Origin of the sequence: Streptomyces sp. MB09-02B (assembly GCF_033794485.1) — a bacterium.
GTDB lineage: Bacteria > Actinomycetota > Actinomycetes > Streptomycetales > Streptomycetaceae > Streptomyces.
Genome location: NZ_JARGEE010000197.1, coordinates 1 through 16,887 on the forward strand (window position 1 = coordinate 1; position 16,887 = coordinate 16,887).

16 protein-coding genes are annotated in these 16,887 nt (G+C 72.9%); 5 read left to right on the forward strand and 11 right to left on the reverse strand.

Annotated features, from left to right (window positions below):
* Positions 1-152: 152 nt before the first annotated feature.
* Complete coding sequence (locus P1P70_RS25320) at positions 153-1,613, forward strand: tetratricopeptide repeat protein (protein ID WP_319241554.1); 1,461 nt, start codon at positions 153-155, stop codon at positions 1,611-1,613.
* Between the two features lie 22 nt (positions 1,614-1,635).
* Here P1P70_RS25320 and P1P70_RS25325 read toward each other — a convergent pair whose 3' ends face one another.
* The 8 genes from P1P70_RS25325 to P1P70_RS25360 form a co-directional block, all read right to left on the reverse strand.
* Complete coding sequence (locus P1P70_RS25325; protein ID WP_239760663.1) at positions 1,636-2,163, reverse strand: NUDIX hydrolase family protein; 528 nt, start codon at positions 2,161-2,163, stop codon at positions 1,636-1,638.
* 109 nt (positions 2,164-2,272) lie between these two features.
* The gene (locus P1P70_RS25330) at positions 2,273-2,956 is read right to left on the reverse strand and encodes a GntR family transcriptional regulator (RefSeq protein WP_319241556.1); all 684 of its coding nucleotides are present in this window, start codon (positions 2,954-2,956) and stop codon (positions 2,273-2,275) included.
* A gap of 10 nt (positions 2,957-2,966) precedes the next feature.
* Complete coding sequence (locus P1P70_RS25335; RefSeq protein WP_319241558.1) at positions 2,967-3,968, reverse strand: proline racemase family protein; 1,002 nt, start codon at positions 3,966-3,968, stop codon at positions 2,967-2,969.
* 26 nt (positions 3,969-3,994) lie between these two features.
* Positions 3,995-4,891: a dihydrodipicolinate synthase family protein gene (locus P1P70_RS25340; protein ID WP_319241559.1), complete on the reverse strand. Its 897-nt coding sequence runs from the start codon at positions 4,889-4,891 to the stop codon at positions 3,995-3,997.
* Between the two features lie 148 nt (positions 4,892-5,039).
* Entirely contained in the window at positions 5,040-6,470 is a 1,431-nt protein-coding gene (locus P1P70_RS25345) for an NAD(P)/FAD-dependent oxidoreductase (protein WP_319241561.1), read from the reverse strand.
* Positions 6,460-6,759, reverse strand: coding sequence for a (2Fe-2S)-binding protein (locus P1P70_RS25350; protein ID WP_319241562.1), 300 nt, complete (start codon positions 6,757-6,759; stop codon positions 6,460-6,462). Before P1P70_RS25350 ends, P1P70_RS25345 begins: the two co-directional genes overlap by 11 nt.
* Entirely contained in the window at positions 6,756-7,922 is a 1,167-nt protein-coding gene (locus P1P70_RS25355) for an FAD-binding oxidoreductase (protein WP_319241564.1), read from the reverse strand. Before P1P70_RS25355 ends, P1P70_RS25350 begins: the two co-directional genes overlap by 4 nt.
* A 215-nt stretch (positions 7,923-8,137) precedes the next feature.
* Positions 8,138-8,788: a hypothetical protein gene (locus P1P70_RS25360; protein WP_319241565.1), complete on the reverse strand. Its 651-nt coding sequence runs from the start codon at positions 8,786-8,788 to the stop codon at positions 8,138-8,140.
* Between the two features lie 152 nt (positions 8,789-8,940).
* On the opposite strand from P1P70_RS25360, the gene P1P70_RS25365 reads away from it, so the two are divergent.
* The 3 genes from P1P70_RS25365 to P1P70_RS25375 all read left to right on the forward strand — a co-directional run bounded on the left by P1P70_RS25365 (position 8,941) and on the right by P1P70_RS25375 (position 14,066).
* Positions 8,941-10,809 (forward strand): glycoside hydrolase family 15 protein, encoded by a 1,869-nt coding sequence (locus tag P1P70_RS25365; protein ID WP_319241567.1) that lies wholly within the window; start codon positions 8,941-8,943, stop codon positions 10,807-10,809.
* Positions 10,810-11,160: 351 nt separating this feature from the next.
* Positions 11,161-12,081, forward strand: coding sequence for a glutathione S-transferase C-terminal domain-containing protein (locus P1P70_RS25370; protein WP_319241569.1), 921 nt, complete (start codon positions 11,161-11,163; stop codon positions 12,079-12,081).
* A 623-nt stretch (positions 12,082-12,704) separates the two neighbouring features.
* Positions 12,705-14,066 carry an amidohydrolase family protein gene (locus P1P70_RS25375; protein ID WP_319241571.1) on the forward strand — a complete coding sequence of 454 codons (1,362 nt, stop codon included), beginning with the start codon at positions 12,705-12,707 and terminating at the stop codon, positions 14,064-14,066.
* 121 nt (positions 14,067-14,187) lie between these two features.
* Here the strand turns inward: P1P70_RS25375 and P1P70_RS25380 are convergent, their stop codons facing one another.
* The 3 genes from P1P70_RS25380 to P1P70_RS25390 are packed head-to-tail and all read right to left on the reverse strand — an operon-like array spanning position 14,188 to position 15,811.
* Positions 14,188-14,670, reverse strand: a complete 483-nt coding sequence (locus P1P70_RS25380) for a DNA starvation/stationary phase protection protein (RefSeq protein WP_319241573.1) — start codon at positions 14,668-14,670, stop codon at positions 14,188-14,190.
* Positions 14,671-14,684: 14 nt separating this feature from the next.
* A complete protein-coding gene (locus P1P70_RS25385) occupies positions 14,685-14,960 on the reverse strand; it encodes a WhiB family transcriptional regulator (RefSeq protein WP_319241575.1) in 276 nt (91 codons plus the stop codon).
* Between the two features lie 41 nt (positions 14,961-15,001).
* The gene (locus P1P70_RS25390; RefSeq protein WP_319241576.1) at positions 15,002-15,811 is read right to left on the reverse strand and encodes an alpha/beta hydrolase; all 810 of its coding nucleotides are present in this window, start codon (positions 15,809-15,811) and stop codon (positions 15,002-15,004) included.
* Between the two features lie 197 nt (positions 15,812-16,008).
* Here P1P70_RS25390 and P1P70_RS25395 point away from each other — a divergent pair, with 197 nt between their 5' ends.
* Positions 16,009-16,782 carry a sulfite exporter TauE/SafE family protein gene (locus P1P70_RS25395; RefSeq protein ID WP_319241578.1) on the forward strand — a complete coding sequence of 258 codons (774 nt, stop codon included), beginning with the start codon at positions 16,009-16,011 and terminating at the stop codon, positions 16,780-16,782.
* Positions 16,783-16,887 lie beyond the last annotated feature (105 nt).

The window sequence follows — 16,887 nt, forward strand, 5'->3', positions numbered from 1 at the left end:
CGCGGTGGTGATCCGGGGTGTGTCGGGGGGTGCTCGGTGGACTTGGCAGTGGGGTGGTCGGTTGGATGGGGGACTCGGGCTGTTCCGCGGTGTCACGGCCGACGACCGCAGGGCGTCCGACGACACCCGACACGCGCCGGAGATGAGCTGCCATGGTGACCGACCGGTACGGAAACCGCCTCCACGAGTGCACCGCCGAGGGTGCGGGGCATCTGGACCGGGCCGTGGAGGGGCTGTTGTTCTTCCGGCCCGACTTCCCGACCGCCGTCGCGGACGCGGTGGCCGCGTCGCCGACCGCACCGATGGCACAAGTGTTCTCGGCCTATCTGGGGGTCCTCGGGACCGAGTCCCGTGACGCCGCAGAGGCGCGCCGCCCGTTCACGGAGTTCGGCGCCTCACTCGACCGCTCGGCGCTGCCCCGGCGGGAGCGCCTCCACATGGCGGCGGCGGACGCCTGGCTCGGCGGCGATCTGGGACTGGCTGGTCAGGTCCTGGAGGATCTGGTCGTGGAGTGCCCGCGTGATCCGCTCGCCCTGGCGGTGGGCCATCAGCTCGACTTCTTCACCGGGGACGCCACGCGGCTGCGGGACCGGATCGGCGGAGCCCTGCCGGCATGGGACACGGACGATCCCCACCGCGGGCCGCTGCTCGGCATGTACGCGTTCGGTCTGGAGGAGTCGGGCCACTACGACCGGGCCCAGGAGGTGGCCCGTGCCGCCGTCGATCTGAACCCCCATGACATCTGGGCCATCCACGCCGTCGCCCATGTGCACGAGATGCAGGGCCGGTTCGCCGAGGGGATCGACTTCCTCCACACCCACCTCGACGGCTGGGCGAGCGGCAGCCTCCTGACGGTGCACAGCTGGTGGCACTACGCCCTGTACGCGCTGGAGGCGGGCGACACCGGCACGGCCCTGCGGATCTACGACGCCGTCCTGCACCATCAGGACTCGTCCGGGTTCGTCATGGAACTCCTCGACGCCGCCTCGCTGTTGTGGCGGTTCCTCCTGGACGGCAGCGACCAGGACGCCCGTTGGCAGGCCCTGGCCGACGCGTGGGCCGCCCGCGAGGACCCGCCCTTCTACGCCTTCAACGACGTGCACGCCGTCATGGCCTTCGCGGGAGCGGGGCGGCTGGACACGGCCGACGCGTTCGTCGCCGACCGGCGGCGCTGGCTGCGGGCGGCCCAGGAAGGCGGGCGGCCCCACACCAACCGCGTGATGACCGCCGAGATCGGGCTGCCCGTGTGCGAGGCGCTGGTGGCGTTCGCCCGTGCGGACCACGCGACCGTGGTGGACCTGCTGTGGCCGATCCGCCGCCGGCTGCACACCTTCGGTGGCAGCCACGCCCAGCGGGACGCGGTCCAGCGGACCCTGCTGGAGGCGGCCCTTCGCGCACGCCGGGACGACCTGGCCCGTCGCCTGCTCGGCGAACGCGCCGGTCTGAGCCCCCACAGCCCCTACAACTGGCTCGGGCAGGCCCGCCTCGCCGACGCCCTCGGGGAAGCGGGCCGCGCAGCCGTGGCCCGCGCCACAGCGACCGAACTGGCGGCCCCCGCCGCGGCGAGGCTCAGCGGGAACGCGCACGACACGTACCTCGCCCGGAGAGCCTGAGCCCGGCCGCTCCGTCCCCCCGCTAGGACAGACAGCCCACGTGGGCCAGGGCCTGCTTCAGCAGGACTCCCTGGCCGCCCGGCATCTCGCTCTGGACCGAGGCCGACGCCGCCTCCTGCGGGCTGAACCACACCAGGTCCAGCGCGTCCTGCCGGGGACGGCAGTCGCCGGCCACCGGGACGATGTAGGCGAGCGACACCGCGTGCTGACGCGGGTCGTGGAACGGGGTGATGCCCTGCGTCGGGAAGTACTCGGCGACGGTGAAGGGCTGCAGGGCCGACGGGACGCGGGGCAGCGCCACCGGACCGAGGTCCTTCTCCAGGTGGCGCAGGAGCGCGTCCCGCACCCGCTCGTGGTGCATCACGCGGCCGGAGACCAGGTTGCGGCTGACCGTCCCGTCCGGGCCGATGCGCAGCAGCAGCCCGATGCTGGTGACTTCGCCGCTGTCGTCGACGCGCACGGGCACGGCCTCGACGTACAGGATCGGCATCCGGGCGCGCGCCGACTCGAGCTCGTCGGACGGCAGCCAGCCGGGCGTGGTTTCGGTCATGTCAGACATTGGCCGATCATACTTTCAACGTCAGTCGGAGCGCGCGTCGCTCCGATCACACCTGTCAGAGATGCCCCCGCCACTCCGCCCGCATGCGCGGCGCGGACGATCAGTCGTGCGCGGCCCACATTCCGCGCACATGACCGAGGTGGCGCGTCATCACCGCGCGTACGGCCTCCTCGTCGCGGGCGAGCAACGCGTCCAGCAGCTCCAGGTGCTCCTGCGCCGAGGACAGCAGCCGGCCCGACTCGGCGAGCGCGGTCAGGCCGTAGAGGCGGGCGCGTTTGCGCAGGTCGCCGACCACCTCGACGAGGTGCGCGTTGCCCGCGAGGGCGAGCAGGCCGAGATGGAAGCGGGTGTCGGCCTCGACGTACGCGATGAGGTCACCGGCGGCCGCGGCGGCCACGATCTCCCGGGCCGCGGGCCGCAGCGCCTCCAGGGAGACCGGGTCGGCGGTCCGGGCCAGGCCTGCCGTGGTCGGGATCTCGATGAGCGAGCGGACATGGGTGTACTCGTCGAGCTGCCGCTCGGTGACGACGGTGACCCGGAACCCCTTGTTGGGCACGGTGTCGACCAGCCCCTCCTTGGCCAGATCCAGCATGGCCTCGCGCACCGGCGTCGCCGACACACCGAAGCGGCCGGCGAGGGCGGGCGCCGAGTACACCTCGCCCGGCCGCAGCTCACCGGCGATCAGCGCGGCCCGCAGGGCGTCGGCCACGCGCTCGCGGTAGCTGTTCTTCTTGCCGCCGAGCACCGGCAGGGCGGGACCGGCGGCAGGGGCTGTCAGGGCCATCGGGCCTCTCCTAGAGAACGAACCCGGACGGGAACGGGTCGGACGGGTCGAGCAGGTACTGTGCCGTGCCGGTGACCCAGGCGCGGCCGGTGAAGCTGGGGAGCACGGCCGGGACACCGGCCACCTCGGTCTCGCCGAGCAGTCTGCCGGTGAAGTGGGTGCCGATGAAGGACTCGTTCACGAACTCGGTGTGCAGCGGGAGTTCACCGCGCGCGTGGAGCTGCGCCATGCGCGCGCTGGTGCCCGTGCCGCAGGGGGAGCGGTCGAACCAGCCGGGGTGGATGGCCATCGCGTGCCGCGAGTGCCGGGCGGTGGCGCCCGGGGCGTAGAGGTGGACGTGGTGGACGCCGTGGATCGACGGGTCCTCCGGATGCACGGGTTGCGCCTCCGCGTTGATGGCTTCCATCAGGTCGAGCCCCGCCCGCAGGATGTCGTCCTTGCGGTCGCGGTCGAAGGGCAGCCCGAACTGCTCCAGCGGCAGGATCGCGTAGAAGTTGCCGCCGTACGCGAGGTCGTAGGTCACCGTCCGGCCGTCGGCGAGCGTGGCCTTGCGGTCGAGGCCGACGGAGAACGACGGCACGTTCCGCAGGGTGACGGCCTTCGCGGCGCCGTCCTCCACCGCCACCTCGGCCACGACCGGGCCCGCCGGGGTGTCGAGGCGGATGGTGGTGACCGGCTCGACCACCTCGACCATGCCGGACTCCACGAGCACGGTCGCCACGCCGATCGTGCCGTGGCCGCACATGGGCAGATAGCCGGAGACCTCGATGTAGACCACGCCCCAGTCGCAGTCGGGGCGGGTCGGCGGCTGGAGGATCGCGCCGCTCATCGCCGCGTGCCCGCGCGGCTCGTTCATCAGCAACTGCTTGATGTCGTCGCGGTGTTCACGGAACCACAGCCGGCGTTCGTTCATCGTCGCGCCGGGGATCGTGCCGACCCCACCGGTGATCACCCGGGTGGGCATGCCCTCGGTGTGCGAGTCGACGGCGTGCAGGACGAGCTTGCTGCGCATGACCGGCCCTCCCTCTCTGCTGTGGGTTACGCGAGTCCCGCCGCGACGGCCTTCTCGGTGGCCGCGCGGATCACGGCCTCCTGCTCCGGCAGCAGGTCCACGCGCGGCGGACGGCAGCGTCCCCCGTGCCGCCCCACGATGTCCATCGACAGCTTGATCGCCTGGACGAACTCGACCTTGGAGTCCCAGCGCAGCAGTGGGTGCAACTGCGCGTAGAGGTCCTTCGCCGTGGCGAGGTCGCCGCCCACGGCCGCGTGGTACAGCTCCACCGTCGCGGCGGGCAGTGCGTTCGGGTACCCGGCCACCCAGCCCTTGGCACCGGCCAGCGCCAGCTCCAGCAGGACGTCGTCGGCGCCGATCAACAGGTCCAGTTCCGGGGCGAGTTCGGCGAGCTGGTAGGCCCGGCGGACATCGCCGGAGAACTCCTTCACGGCCCGGATGTACCCCTCGCCGTGCAGCTTGGCGAGCAGTTCGGGGACGAGGTCGACCTTGGTGTCGATGGGGTTGTTGTACGCCACGACCGGGACGCCCGCCTTCGCGACCTCGGCGTAGTGCGCGAGCACGGACCGCTCGTCGGCGCGGTACGCGTTCGGCGGCAGCAGCATCACCGCCGCACAGCCCGCGTCCCGCGCCTGCTCGGCCCAGCGCCGGGACTCGGCGGAACCGTACGCGGCGACCCCCGGCATCACCCGGGCGCCACCGATCGCGGCGACGGCCGTCTCGACGACCTCGGCGCGCTCCTCGGGCGTCAGCACCTGGTACTCGCCGAGCGAGCCGTTCGGTACGACACCGTCACAGCCGTTCTCGACGAGCCAGGCGCAGTGCTCGGCGTACGCGTCGTGGTCGACGGAGAGATCGTCGCGCAGGGGGAGCGCGGTGGCGACGAGGACGCCGCGCCAGGGGTGGTTCGGGGTGCCGGTCATATCGGGTTCCCTCTCGATGCGTCGGTTGCGATGGGGTGTGACATGTCACTGAGGTGCGGGGCGGGCGGGGTCACGCCGGCTCGGTGCTCGGTGCTCGGTGCCCGGGGGCTCGGTGCTCGGTGGCACGGTCCGCGTCGGTGACGAGGTCCTAGGGGCCGTCGTCGTCCTCGGTTTCGCCCGCCCGCGCCAGTACGCCCAACGGCACCGGCTGGGCGAACGGCCGCCGGGCCACGGCCGGTTCGCACCCGGTGATGCCCGCGACCGCGTGCTCGCACATCCGGCCCTGGCACCAGCCCATCCCGGCACGGGTGAGCAGCTTCACCGTCCGCACGTCCCCGGCGCCCAGCTCCCCGACGGCCTCGCGGACGGCCCCGGCGGTGACCTCCTCGCACCGGCACACGACCGTGTCGTCCGTGACCTGCTCGGCCCAGTACGCCGGCGGAACGAACACGGAGTCGAGTACGGCGAAGAACTTCCGCAACTCCCGACGGGACCTGGCGGCCCCGGCCCACTCGCCCCGGTCCGGCGCCCGGCCGCACAGGCGGGCGGCGGCCGACCGGCCGGCGATGTGGCCCTCGGCGAGGGAGAGGGCGGCGCCGCCGATCCCGGTGGTCTCGCCCGCCGCCCAGACGCCCGGCACGTCGGTGCGCTGCTCCTCGTCGACCCAGACGTGTGGTCCGGTGGGCTCGATCCGGCAGCCGAGCGCCTCGGCGAGGTCGGTGTGCGGCAGCAGGCCGTGCCCCACGGCGAGCGTGTCGCAGGGGATTCGCCGAGCGGTCCCGCGCCGGACCCGGCCCCCGGTGTCGAGCGCGGCGACGGTCACTGCCTCCAACCGGTCCGCCCCGTGCGCCTCGACGACGGTGTGCCGGGTGAGGGTCCGCACCCGGCGGCGCAGCAACTCGGCCGCGTACCCGGCCCCTTCGGCGAGTTTGTCCGCCCGGCCGGCCAGTGCTCCGGCCCTGCGTGCCAGGGCCTTGGGGTCGGCGGACTCCACCAGCGAGGCCACCGTGACTCCCGCCGCCGCGAGCCCCGTCGCCACCGGCAGCAGCAGGGGGCCGGTCCCGGCGACGACGGCCGTACGGCCCGACACCGCGAGCGTGCCCTTCAGCATGGCCTGCGCGCCCCCGGCGGTGACCACGCCCGGCAGGGTCCAGCCGGGGAAGGGCAGCACCTTCTCGTAGCTGCCGGTCGCGAGCAGGACGGCGTCCGTGCGCACCTCGACGGGCCGCTCCTGCTCGGGCCCGAGCAGCGCGTGCACGGTGAAGCGCGCGGGGCCGTCCTCATGCCGCTCCACGCACCAGACATGGTGGTCCGGGAGGTGGACGACGCGCCCGGCGGCGACCTCGCGTGCGAGGCCGTCGCGCAGCCGCTGCCAGGTGCGCCACTGGTGGTGCAGGACCTGCGGGCGCCGGGCGCCGAGTTCGGCCGAGGGCTGCCGGTAGAACTGGCCCCCGGCGGCCCGGGCCGCGTCGACCACGGTGACCCGTACGCCGCGTCCGGCCGCCGCCAGGGCCGCCGCGAGCCCAGCCGGGCCGGCGCCGACGACCGTCAGACGAGGCGCCCCGGGTTCACTGCTCATGGCCTGTGCCCTCCTGGGTGCGGATCGCGTCGCCCGGTCGGAGCGGCACCAGACAAGCCCGTTGACCAGGGCGTTCGTTGACGGTGACCAGGCAGTCGAAGCAGACACCGATGCCGCAGAAGATCCCTCGCGGCCGGCCCGCGCCCCGGGTGCTGCGCCAGGACGTCACCCCGGCAGCCCAGAGCGCGGCCGCGACCGTCTGGCCCGGCAGCGCCTCCAGTACACGTCCGTCGAGGGTGACGGTGAAGGCGGGCCCGGGCTCGGCCCGCGCCAGCTCCAGCGGGTTCATGCCGCGTCCCCCTCGTCCTCCGCGAACCGGTCCGGGCGGAACGGCGCGAGATCCAGATCGGGCGTCCCGCCCCCGAGTGCCTGGGCGATCAGATGCCCGGTACCGGTGGCGAGCCCGATCCCGGCACCCTCGTGCCCGCAGGCGTGGAACAGGCCAGGCACCCGTGGGTCCGGCCCGATCGCGGGCAGATGGTCCGGCATGTACGGCCGGAAGCCGACGTACGTCCGCATCGCGCGCACCTCTTCCAGGAACGGGAACAGCCGGGTGGCGCCCGCCGCCAGCGCCCGTGCGACGGGGAGCGAGAACGACCGGTCGAAGCCGACCCGTTCGCGGCTCGCGCCGATCAGCACTGGTCCGGCGGCCGTGCCCTCGACCACCGGGGAGGTCTGCAGCGCCGCCGAGTCGCTGGCCACGTCGGCCACGTAGTCGGCGGCGTACACCTTGTGCCGCACCATCGGCGGCAGGGGTTCGGTGACGAGCACGAAGCCGCGCCGGGGGAGGACCGGGAGGCCGACTCCGGCGAGCGCGGCCAGGTGACCGCCCCAGGTCCCGGCGGCGTTCACCACCGCCGGGGCGTGGACGTCGCCTCGGTCGGTCCGTATGCCGCGTACGGCACCGGCCCGGTTGCGCAGCACCTCGGTCACGGTGCGGCCGGTGAACAGCCGGGCCCCGGAGGCCCGTACGAGATGGGCGGCGGCCAGGGTGGGCATGACCTGGGCGTCCTGGGGGTAGTGGACGCCGCCCGCGAGTCCCGGCGCCAAGTGCGGTTCCAGATCGATGAGTTGCCCGGCGGGAACGGTGATCGCCTCGACCCCAGCGGCGCGTTGCCCGGCGGCCAACCGCTCCAGCGCGGCGAGCCCCTCCGGCGCGGACGCCACGACGACCCCACCCTTGGGCTCGTACTCGAACGCCGTTCCCAGACCCGGCTCTGCGGCCAGCTCCGCCCACAGGCGGTGGGACAGCAGGGCGAGTTCGAGTTCGGGACCGGGCTCCTTGTCGGAGACCAGGACGTTGCCCTCACCGGCTCCGGTCGTGCCGCCGGCCACCGGGCCGCGGTCCACCACGACGACGCGCAGACCCGCACGGGCCGCGTACAGGGCGCAGGCCGCGCCCACCATTCCCGCTCCGACAACCACGACGTCGCAGGTCAGTCGCTCGGTCACGCCAGTACTATGTCACATGGCGCTGCGTCACGAAATACCCCCGGCAGAGGCTGTGGGCGGCCGCCGCCGGGTGTCTGGGCCGCGGGTGCGGCACGAGGCGCACGCCGTGCTGCTTCTGCGGGGGCGCCGAGCGCGGAACCATGAGACGAACTGACGTCCATGGGGCGGGTGTTGGGCAGCCTGGATGGCGGGGAGCGTAGCGGCTGAAGAAGCGATCAGAGCCCGAGCCCCTGCACCATCTCGTCGACGACCACCCGGCAGCGGGGCAGCGGCCGCCGGTCCGCTCGCGCGGGCGCCGCGGTGCCGCGCGCCGTTCGGTCCACTCGGTCCACTCGGTCCACCGGGTCCACCGGGTCCACCGGGTCCGCCGGGTCCGCCGGGTCCGTTCGGCTCCCTGAAGCTGCCTGGTCCGCCTGGTCCGCGTGGTCCGCGTGGTCCGCGTGGTCCATGTGGTCCGCCTGGTCCATGTGGTCCGCCTGGTCCGTGTGGTCCGCCTGGTCCGCGGGCTCGGCTCCGGCCGTCGCGTCCCTCGGCGCGGCCACCGGGATCTCCCGCAGCCACTGCCGGACGACCCGCACCGGGAGGCCGTGGCGGTGCGCGGCCTCGCTCGCCGTGATCCTGCCGGAGAGGATGTCCGCGAGGGTACGGATCCGCTCGGTCGGGCGGATCTCCAGGGCTTTCGTGGAGGCGTTCAAGAGCCGGTCCTCTCCGTGGGCGTTCACCGGTGTCGCAGTCGAGCCGTCGGAACTCCGTACGTGGTACGCGGTGCTCGGAACAGGGTCGTGAGCAGCCTCGGACCGTGCGAGGGAGCGGTCCTTGCCGTCGCGTTGCCCGCGGCCGTCCGGCAGGTGAAGAACCTCTGTCACGCCCTCACCTTCCGCCCCCTCGCCCGGTCACCCTCCTGGCCGAGTACCGGGCCGGAGCCTCGCCACTCCTCCCGCGCACGGGTCCGCCACGACGGGAACTCGAACGCTCCGCCCCACATGCCGCACACCCCCTGGCCCCCGAAACTGACCCCATGCCAGGACAGCCCGGCCGCATCGAGGACTACGCCCTCATCGGCGACCTCCTCACCGCCGCCCTCGTGGGCAAGGACGGCAGCATCGACTGGCTCTGCCTCCCCCGCTTCGACTCGCCCGCCTGTTTCGCCGCCCTGCTCGGCGACGAGGACAACGGACGCTGGCGCATCGCCCCCGCCGACGAGAACGGCCCCTACGCCCGCCGCCGCTACCGGGACGACACGGCGATCCTGGAGACGGAGTGGGAGACAGCCGCCGGCCAGGTCCTGGTCACCGACTTCATGCCGTGCCGCAAGACCGGCGCCCCCAGCGTCGTACGCATCGTCGAAGGTCTCTCCGGCACCGTCGACATGCGGATGGACCTGCGGCTCCGCTTCGACTACGGCCGTGTCCTGCCCTGGATGCGCCGCCGCGGCGGCGCGCTGACGGGCACCGCCGGACCCGAGTCCGTGTGGCTGCGCACCCCCGTGCGGCCGGTCGGCCACGGCACGGCCCACACCGCGGTGTTCCCGGTCACGGCGGGCGAACGGATCCCCTTCGTGCTGACCTGGCACCCCTCCCACCTGTCCGCACCGCACCAGGTGGACCCTTTCGAGGCACTGCGCAGCACCGAGTCGTACTGGCGGCGCTGGCTGCGCGCGCTCACCTACGACGGGCCCTACCGTGACGCCGTCGCCCGCTCCCTGATCACGCTCAAGGCCCTGACGTACCAGCCGACCGGTGGCATCGTCGCCGCCCCGACCACCTCCCTGCCGGAGGAGATCGGGGGCGTCCGGAACTGGGACTACCGGTTCTGCTGGCTGCGGGACGCGGGCATGACGCTGGAAGCCCTCCTGCGCAGCGGTTTCAAGGCCGAGGCGGACGCGTGGCGAGCCTGGCTGGAGCGGGCGGTGGCGGGACGGCCCGAGGACGTGCAGATCATGTACGGCATCGCGGGGGAGCGGCGGCTCACCGAGTGGGAGGCCGACTGGCTGCCGGGCTACGAAGGGTCGCGCCCGGTGCGGATCGGCAACGCGGCCGCCGGGCAGCGGCAGCTCGACGTACCCGGTGAGGTGATGGACGCCATCCATCTGGCGATCGGCTGCGGGCTGCGCCCCCGCAAGCATCTGGTGTCGCTCCAGGCGGTGTTCCTGGAGCACCTGGAACGGGCCTGGACCGAGCCCGACCAGGGGCTGTGGGAGATGCGGGGCGCCCCCCGCCACTACACGCACTCCAAGGTGATGTGCTGGGTCGCCTTCGACCGGGCGGTCCGGCTGGCGGAGGCGCACGGCCGTCCCGGCCCGGTGGAGAGATGGCGCGAGGTCCGTGACCGCATCCACCGTGAGGTCTGCGAGCAGGCCTACGACCCGGTGCGCAACACCTTCACCCAGTCGTACGGGTCCCGCGAACTCGACGCCGCGCTGCTGCAGATCCCGCAGACCGGGTTCCTGCCGCCGGACGACCCGCGGGTGGTCGGCACCGTCGAGGCCGTCCAGCGCGAACTCCTCTCCGACGGGCTGGTGGCCCGCTACACGGCGGGCACCGCCGACTCGCCGGACGGCCTCACCGGCGGCGAGGGGGCCTTCCTCGCCTGCTCCTTCTGGCTCGCGGACGCCCTGCTGGTGATCGGCCGCGAGGACGAGGCCCGCGCGCTGTACGAACGGCTGCTGGAGCTGCGCAACGACGTCGGACTGCTCGCCGAGGAGTACGACCCCCGCGCCCGCCGCCAACTGGGCAACTTTCCCCAGGCGTTCACCCACGTCCCGCTGATCCGGGTCGCCTACGAACTCGACCTGCACGCCCCGCACGCCCGCCGTGAGGACCCGAGGAAGCTCCAGGATGATGTCCACCCCTCGGACGACGCGCCCAATCCCCGGACACCCTCTTGACGCGGGGCGTGAGCGGTCCGACACTCCAGGTGGGGTATTTCCTAGTGAACGGGTAGGGAATGATGGGGCGTCTGGAGCCGGTGGTCACTCGTGTGCCGCGCACGCGCCGGCAGTCCCTTCTGCTGACCTCCCGCCTCCACATCGATCTGCTGCGCGTCTGCAGCGCCGGAAGCCCCTTGAGCTGACCGAGCCGACCGAGCCGACCCGAGCCGACCGGGCCTAGCCGACCGGCCGACCCGAGCCGCCGGCGTGGCACGCCGCACGCTCGCGCGTCCGTGTACTCGCGTCACCACCGTTCCTCGCTTCGTTGCGCCGCCGCGCCACCACGCACCAGAACCCCTGGGGAGACACATGTCCGCCATGCCGGTCCACGCCCTGAACGCCGTCCCGTCGCCGCGGCCCCTGCCCTCCTTCCGGGGCCGGATCGGCTGCGACGCGCGCAGTGGCCACTACGCCGTGCCGCGCCGCTACCGGCTCCATCTGTCGCTCTCCTGTCCGGGCGCCCTGCGCATCGCCGTCGTCCACAGCCTCCTCGGGCTCACGGACGTCTGTCCCGTGACCCTCCTGCCCGCCGTGCCCGACGGCCCGGACGGCGAACACTCCGCGCTGCGCCCGCTGTACGAGGCGAGCGCCCACCGCTACCCCGGAGCGGCCCTGGCGCCGGTGCTCAGCGACGACTGGTCCGGACGCATCGTCAGCACCCACGCCCCCGACATCATGCGCGACCTCGCCCGTCGCTTCGGCGCCGACCGGCCCACGCTCTACCCGGAGGGCGCGGAGGCCGAGATCGAGGGCGTAGCGCGCCTCTGTGAGCAGGGCATGGACGGGGCGGCGCAGCGTGCCGGACGGGCCGACGCCGACGACCTGGAACGCCGCGACGCCCTCGACTCCCTGTTGCGTACCCTGCGCTCCCTGGACGCCCGGCTAGCCGGACAGAGGTATGTCCTCGGAGACGAACTCACCGTCGCGGACGTCGAGTTGTGGGTGGCCCTGGTGCGCCTCGACACCGTGCACCGCTGGCACCTGGACGCCGCAGCCGTGCACCGCGTCGCCGACCACCCGCACCTGTGGGCGTACGCGCGCCGCCTGGCCGCCCATCCCGCCTTCGGCCCCCACCTCGACCTCGACGGCATCGCCCGCCGTCACCACGCCCACTGTCGGGGGCTGGAGGCGGCCGGCGCGGCCGTACAGATCCTGGACTGGGCCTCCCACGTCCCGGACCAGGGTGTATCGACAGACGGACAGGAGTCCCATGTGCTGGACTGGCGTTGACAGCGGCCTGCCGGGCCTGGATCGCTTACGGCCACCCGATGAGCACGAGGCCCACAGGGCCGGAAGACGAAGGTGCCGGACAAGGACGCGACCAAGAGGCCCGCCGTATGGCGCCGCCACGGTTGCGTGCCGCTCTGCGCCGACCGCGCCGTCGATCTGCCCCGGGTCAACAGCGCACTGTGTAGCGCACGTCAGCGTGCGGCCGGGCCCCCGCCCGACGCCGCGCTCCGTCGAGGCTGACGGTTTCCCGACCCCTGAGGTGCCGCACCAGAGGCCGCCCTCTCTTCGCCAGCCCCGGTGCCGTGTGCATCCGTGTGACTTCGGTGCCTCCCGACGACGGGTGTCGCCCGCCGTGCCTCCGCACGGCGAGCGTCGACGCCCGCTCGCCGTGCGGCCGAAGTCGCCTGCGTCGCCTGGGGTTTCGACACTCCTCCGGAGCCCTTGATGATCGCGCTCGACACCGGCCGCGCGCGGCGGGGTAGTGCGTGCCGCCGCCGTTCGCCCACACCCTCCGGGAGCGGGTCGTCCCCACCGTCGGCCGGGTCATGCCGACGGTCCGCGACCGCGCCGCATACTGACAACCCGTCAGCTTGCAATCGGACCCACCTCCAGGAGGAACGGCGATGACCACACGGATGCTCCTGCGCTCGGGCCATGTCGTCACCATGGATCCGGCCATCGGTGACCTGCCACGGGGTGACATCCTCGTCGAGGACGGCACGATCACGGCGGTCGAGCCGCACATCGACGCGGACGTGGACGCCGAGGTGCTCGACATGACCGGCCGCATCGTCATCCCCGGCTTCGTCGACACCCACCGTCACACCTGGGAGGCGCCGCTCCGCGGCTGCGCCCCCGACGCCACCCTCGACGACTACTTCGTCGACGTCCTCGACACCTTCGCGCCCGTCTACACCCCCGAAGACGTGTACGCGGGCAACCTGGCCGGCACCCTGGAGTGCCTCAACGCGGGCATCACCACCCTCGTCGACTGGTCCCACATCAACAACACGCCCGAGCACCCGGACGCCGCGATCCAGGCCCTGGCCGAGACCGGCATCCGGGCCCAGTACGCGTACGGCAGCGCCAACACCTCCCTCGCCGACTACTGGTTCGACAGCAGGATCGCGGTACCCGGCGACGACGTGCGCCGCATCCGCGGCGAGCACTTCACCTCCGACAGCGGCCTCCTCACCATGGCCCTGGCGACCCGGGGGCCCGGCTTCTGCACCGACGACGTCGTCCAGCGGGAGTGGGGACTCGCCCGCGAGCTGGGCATCCCGATCACCGTGCACGTCGCCATGGGCCGCCTGGCCGGACGCTTCGGCATGGTCAGGCGGCTGCACCAGATGGGCCTGCTCGGCCCCGACACCACCTACGTCCACTGTTGCTACCTCGGTGAGGACGAGTGGCGGATGGTGGCCGACAGCGGCGGAACGGTCTCCATCGCCGCCCAGGTGGAGACCCAGATGGGGCACGGCTGGCCGCCGGTCATGCAGGCGATCGAGCACGGGCTGCGGCCGTCCCTCAGCATCGACGTCGTCACCACCGTGCCCGGCGACATGTTCACCCAGATCCGGGCCGCCTTCGGCGCCGAACGGGCCCGGGTCAACGCCGACTGCTGGCAGGCCAACCTACCTGTGCCGGCCAGCATGTTGACGGCACGTCAGATGCTGGAGATCGCCACGCTCAACGGCGCCCACGTGGCCGGCCTGGAGGACCGTACCGGCTCCCTCAGCCCCGGCAAGCGCGCCGATGTCGTCGCCCTCGACGCCACCGCCCTCAACATGGCGCCCGTGCACGACGCCACCGCCGCCGTGACGCTCGGCGCGGACGTCTCCAACGTCGACACGGTCATCGTCGACGGCGTGATCCGCAAGCGCGACGGAAGGCTGCTGGCCGACGTCGACCGGGTCCGTCGCCTGGTCGAGGAATCACGCGACCGGCTGCTCGCGGCGGTAGCGGCCAGGAAGAGCACCACCTGACGAACCACGTGACACACCGGGCCGCCGGTGCCCCCGACCGCCGTACAGCGGTCGGGGGCACCGGCGGCCCGCGGTCGTCGACTAGGCACTTGTACGGCCGACGCGGTACGTCGTGCCGGCGTCAGTCCTCGCGCGGCCAGTTCTCGGCCTCGAACATCCAGCGCTGCTTCTCCAACTCGTAGGTGAGCGAGATCAGCAGGTCCTGGGTGACCTTGTCGGCCTCCTCGGTCGCGTCGATCCGCTTCCGAAGCCGTCCGATCGCCTCCTCCAGCGCCCCCACCAGCAGCCGTACGACCTCGGTGTCCCGCAGCCAGCCCTCCTTCGGCCCCTGCAGATCGAACCGTGCCGCCACGATCTCCGGCCGGCCGTCCGGGGAGACCCCGAGCGCGGCCGCGCGTTCGGCGACCTGATCGGCGTAGGACCGTGCCGTGGACACCACCTCGTCGAGCTGCAGGTGGATCGAACGGAACCTCGGTCCCACGATGTTCCAGTGGGCCTGCTTCCCGATCAGCGAGAGTCCCAGCAGATCCACCAGGCTCTCCTGCAGCGCATCGCCCGCGATCCGGCGGGCGGGCTCGGGAAGCGTGCTCCTCACCATCGTCATCTACGCGTCACTCCTCATCGCTTCGTGCCGGCGAGCGCCTCGTGCCGGGCGGCGTCGGCGCTCCCGGTTCTGCGGAGCAGGTCGGTGCGTTCCTCCTCGCCCATGCCGCCCCACACGCCGGCCGTCTGCCCGTTGCCGAGCGCCCACATGAGGCACTCGCGGCGCACCGGGCAGCGGCCACAGACGCGTTTGGCGGCGGCGACGTCGTCGAGCGCCGGTCCTGTGGTGCCCACGGGGAAGAACAGTTCGGGGTCCTCTCCCACGCAGGCCGCTCTCCGCAACCACTCCATGCGGGGCCGGGTGCCCAGCGCGGACGACGGAAAACGCGGGCTCAGCGACCCAGTACGCCATCCACGAACTCCGTGACGTCCGCGAGCACTTCGCTCCGGTTCGTCTCGTTGAACACCTCGTGCCGGGCGCCCGGGTAGACGCGCTCGGTCCACTCGGCCCCGCGGAGCTCCTCGATCCCCGTACGGCTGCCGGGCAGCGGCACGATCCGGTCGTCGTCGCCGTGCAGCCACAGCAGCGGCAGCGGGCCGATGGACCCGCCCTTCGAGATCGTTTCCAGCGTGCGGTCGATCGCCTCCAGCGTCGGCCGCTTGAACGGGCCGTGCCACACCAGCGGATCGTTCGCGTACGCGGCGCCGACCGCCATGTCCCGCGAGAGCAGCTTCGGGTCGAGCGGTACCTCGGGCACCTCGGGCGGCGCGAGCAGCGCCCGCAGCGGCTCCCAGATCCCGATCAGCGGCCCGGACAGGACGACCGCCGCGAGCCCGGCACCGTAGCGCTGGGCGTACCGCGCGCCGATCAGACCGCCCAGGGAGTGACCGATCAGCACCACCGGCAGCCCCGGGTACGCGGCCCGCGCCAGCACCTCCACGGCGTGCACATCGGAGACCACGTCCTCGAAGTCCTCGACCAGCACCCGCTCGCCCGCCGACCTGCCGTGCCCCCTGTGATCGGGACCGAACACCGCCGCGCCGTGCCGCACCAGGGCGTCGGCCACATGCTCGTACCGACCGATGTGCTCCCCGTAGCCGTGCACCAGGAGCACGACGTACCGCGCCCCCTCGCACGGCCATTCCCGCGCGGTGACACCGCCCCGCGTACCGGCGAAGCTGTGCTCGCGCGAGTCGGCCATGACTCCTCCAACTACGTCGGTGAAGGTACCCGGGGGATCTTGCCAGCCCGCCGGACGATGGTCCATGGGCCGTCCGGGGCGAAAGCACCGGCCCGCGCGGCGGCGAGGAGCCCGAGGTACGGACCGTGCGGCGGCAGGGCCAACTGGCGAGACGATCCTGTCGGCCGCCGATAGGTGCGCATAGCATCGGACCCCGCATGAACACGATGACTCTCTGGCACCTGTCCACGGCCCAGTTCGCGGCCCTCGCCTTCGCCGCCCTGCTCGTCGGCTTCTCGAAGACCGCCGTGAGCGGTGCCAACACGGTCAGCCTCGCGATCTTCGCGGCGGTCCTGCCCGCCCGCGCCTCGACCGGCGTCCTCCTGCCCATCCTCATCGTCGGCGACGTCCTCGCGGTGCTCACCTACCGCAGGCACGCCCACTGGCCCACGCTCTGGAAGCTCTTCCCGGCGGTCGGCGCCGGCGTCGTCCTCGGCACGCTGTTCCTGGTCCGGGCCGACGACGGAATCGTCCGCACCTCCATCGGCGCGATCCTGCTGTTGATGGCGGCCGTCACCGTCCGGCGCCGCCGCACGGCCGACAAGGACGACGAACCCGACGCGATCACCACCCGCGCCGGCCGCGCCAAGGCCCGCTCGTACGGCGTACTCGGCGGCTTCACCACCATGGTCGCCAACGCCGGCGGTCCCGTGATGTCCATGTACCTGCTCTCCGCGGGCTTCCGGAAGCTCGGCTTTCTCGGCACGTCGGCGTTCTTCTTCCTCATCGTCAACGTCTCCAAGGTCCCGTTCAGCGTGGGCCTAGGACTCATCGACGGGCACTCGCTGCTGCTGGACGCCGCGCTGGCCCTGTTCGTCGTCCCGGGCGCGTTCCTCGGCAAGTGGGCGGTGAACCGCATCAACCAGAAGCTGTTCGAGCAGCTGGTGATCGCGGCGACGATCGTGGGCGGCCTGCAACTCCTGCTCCGCTGAGCCCTTCGCCCCGGACGGCGCCGACTCCGGGCCACGCGGGCAGTCCCTGCTTCTCAGGGGCGCGGGGAACTGCGCGAACAGCCCCCACCGGAGCCGCCCCCCGAC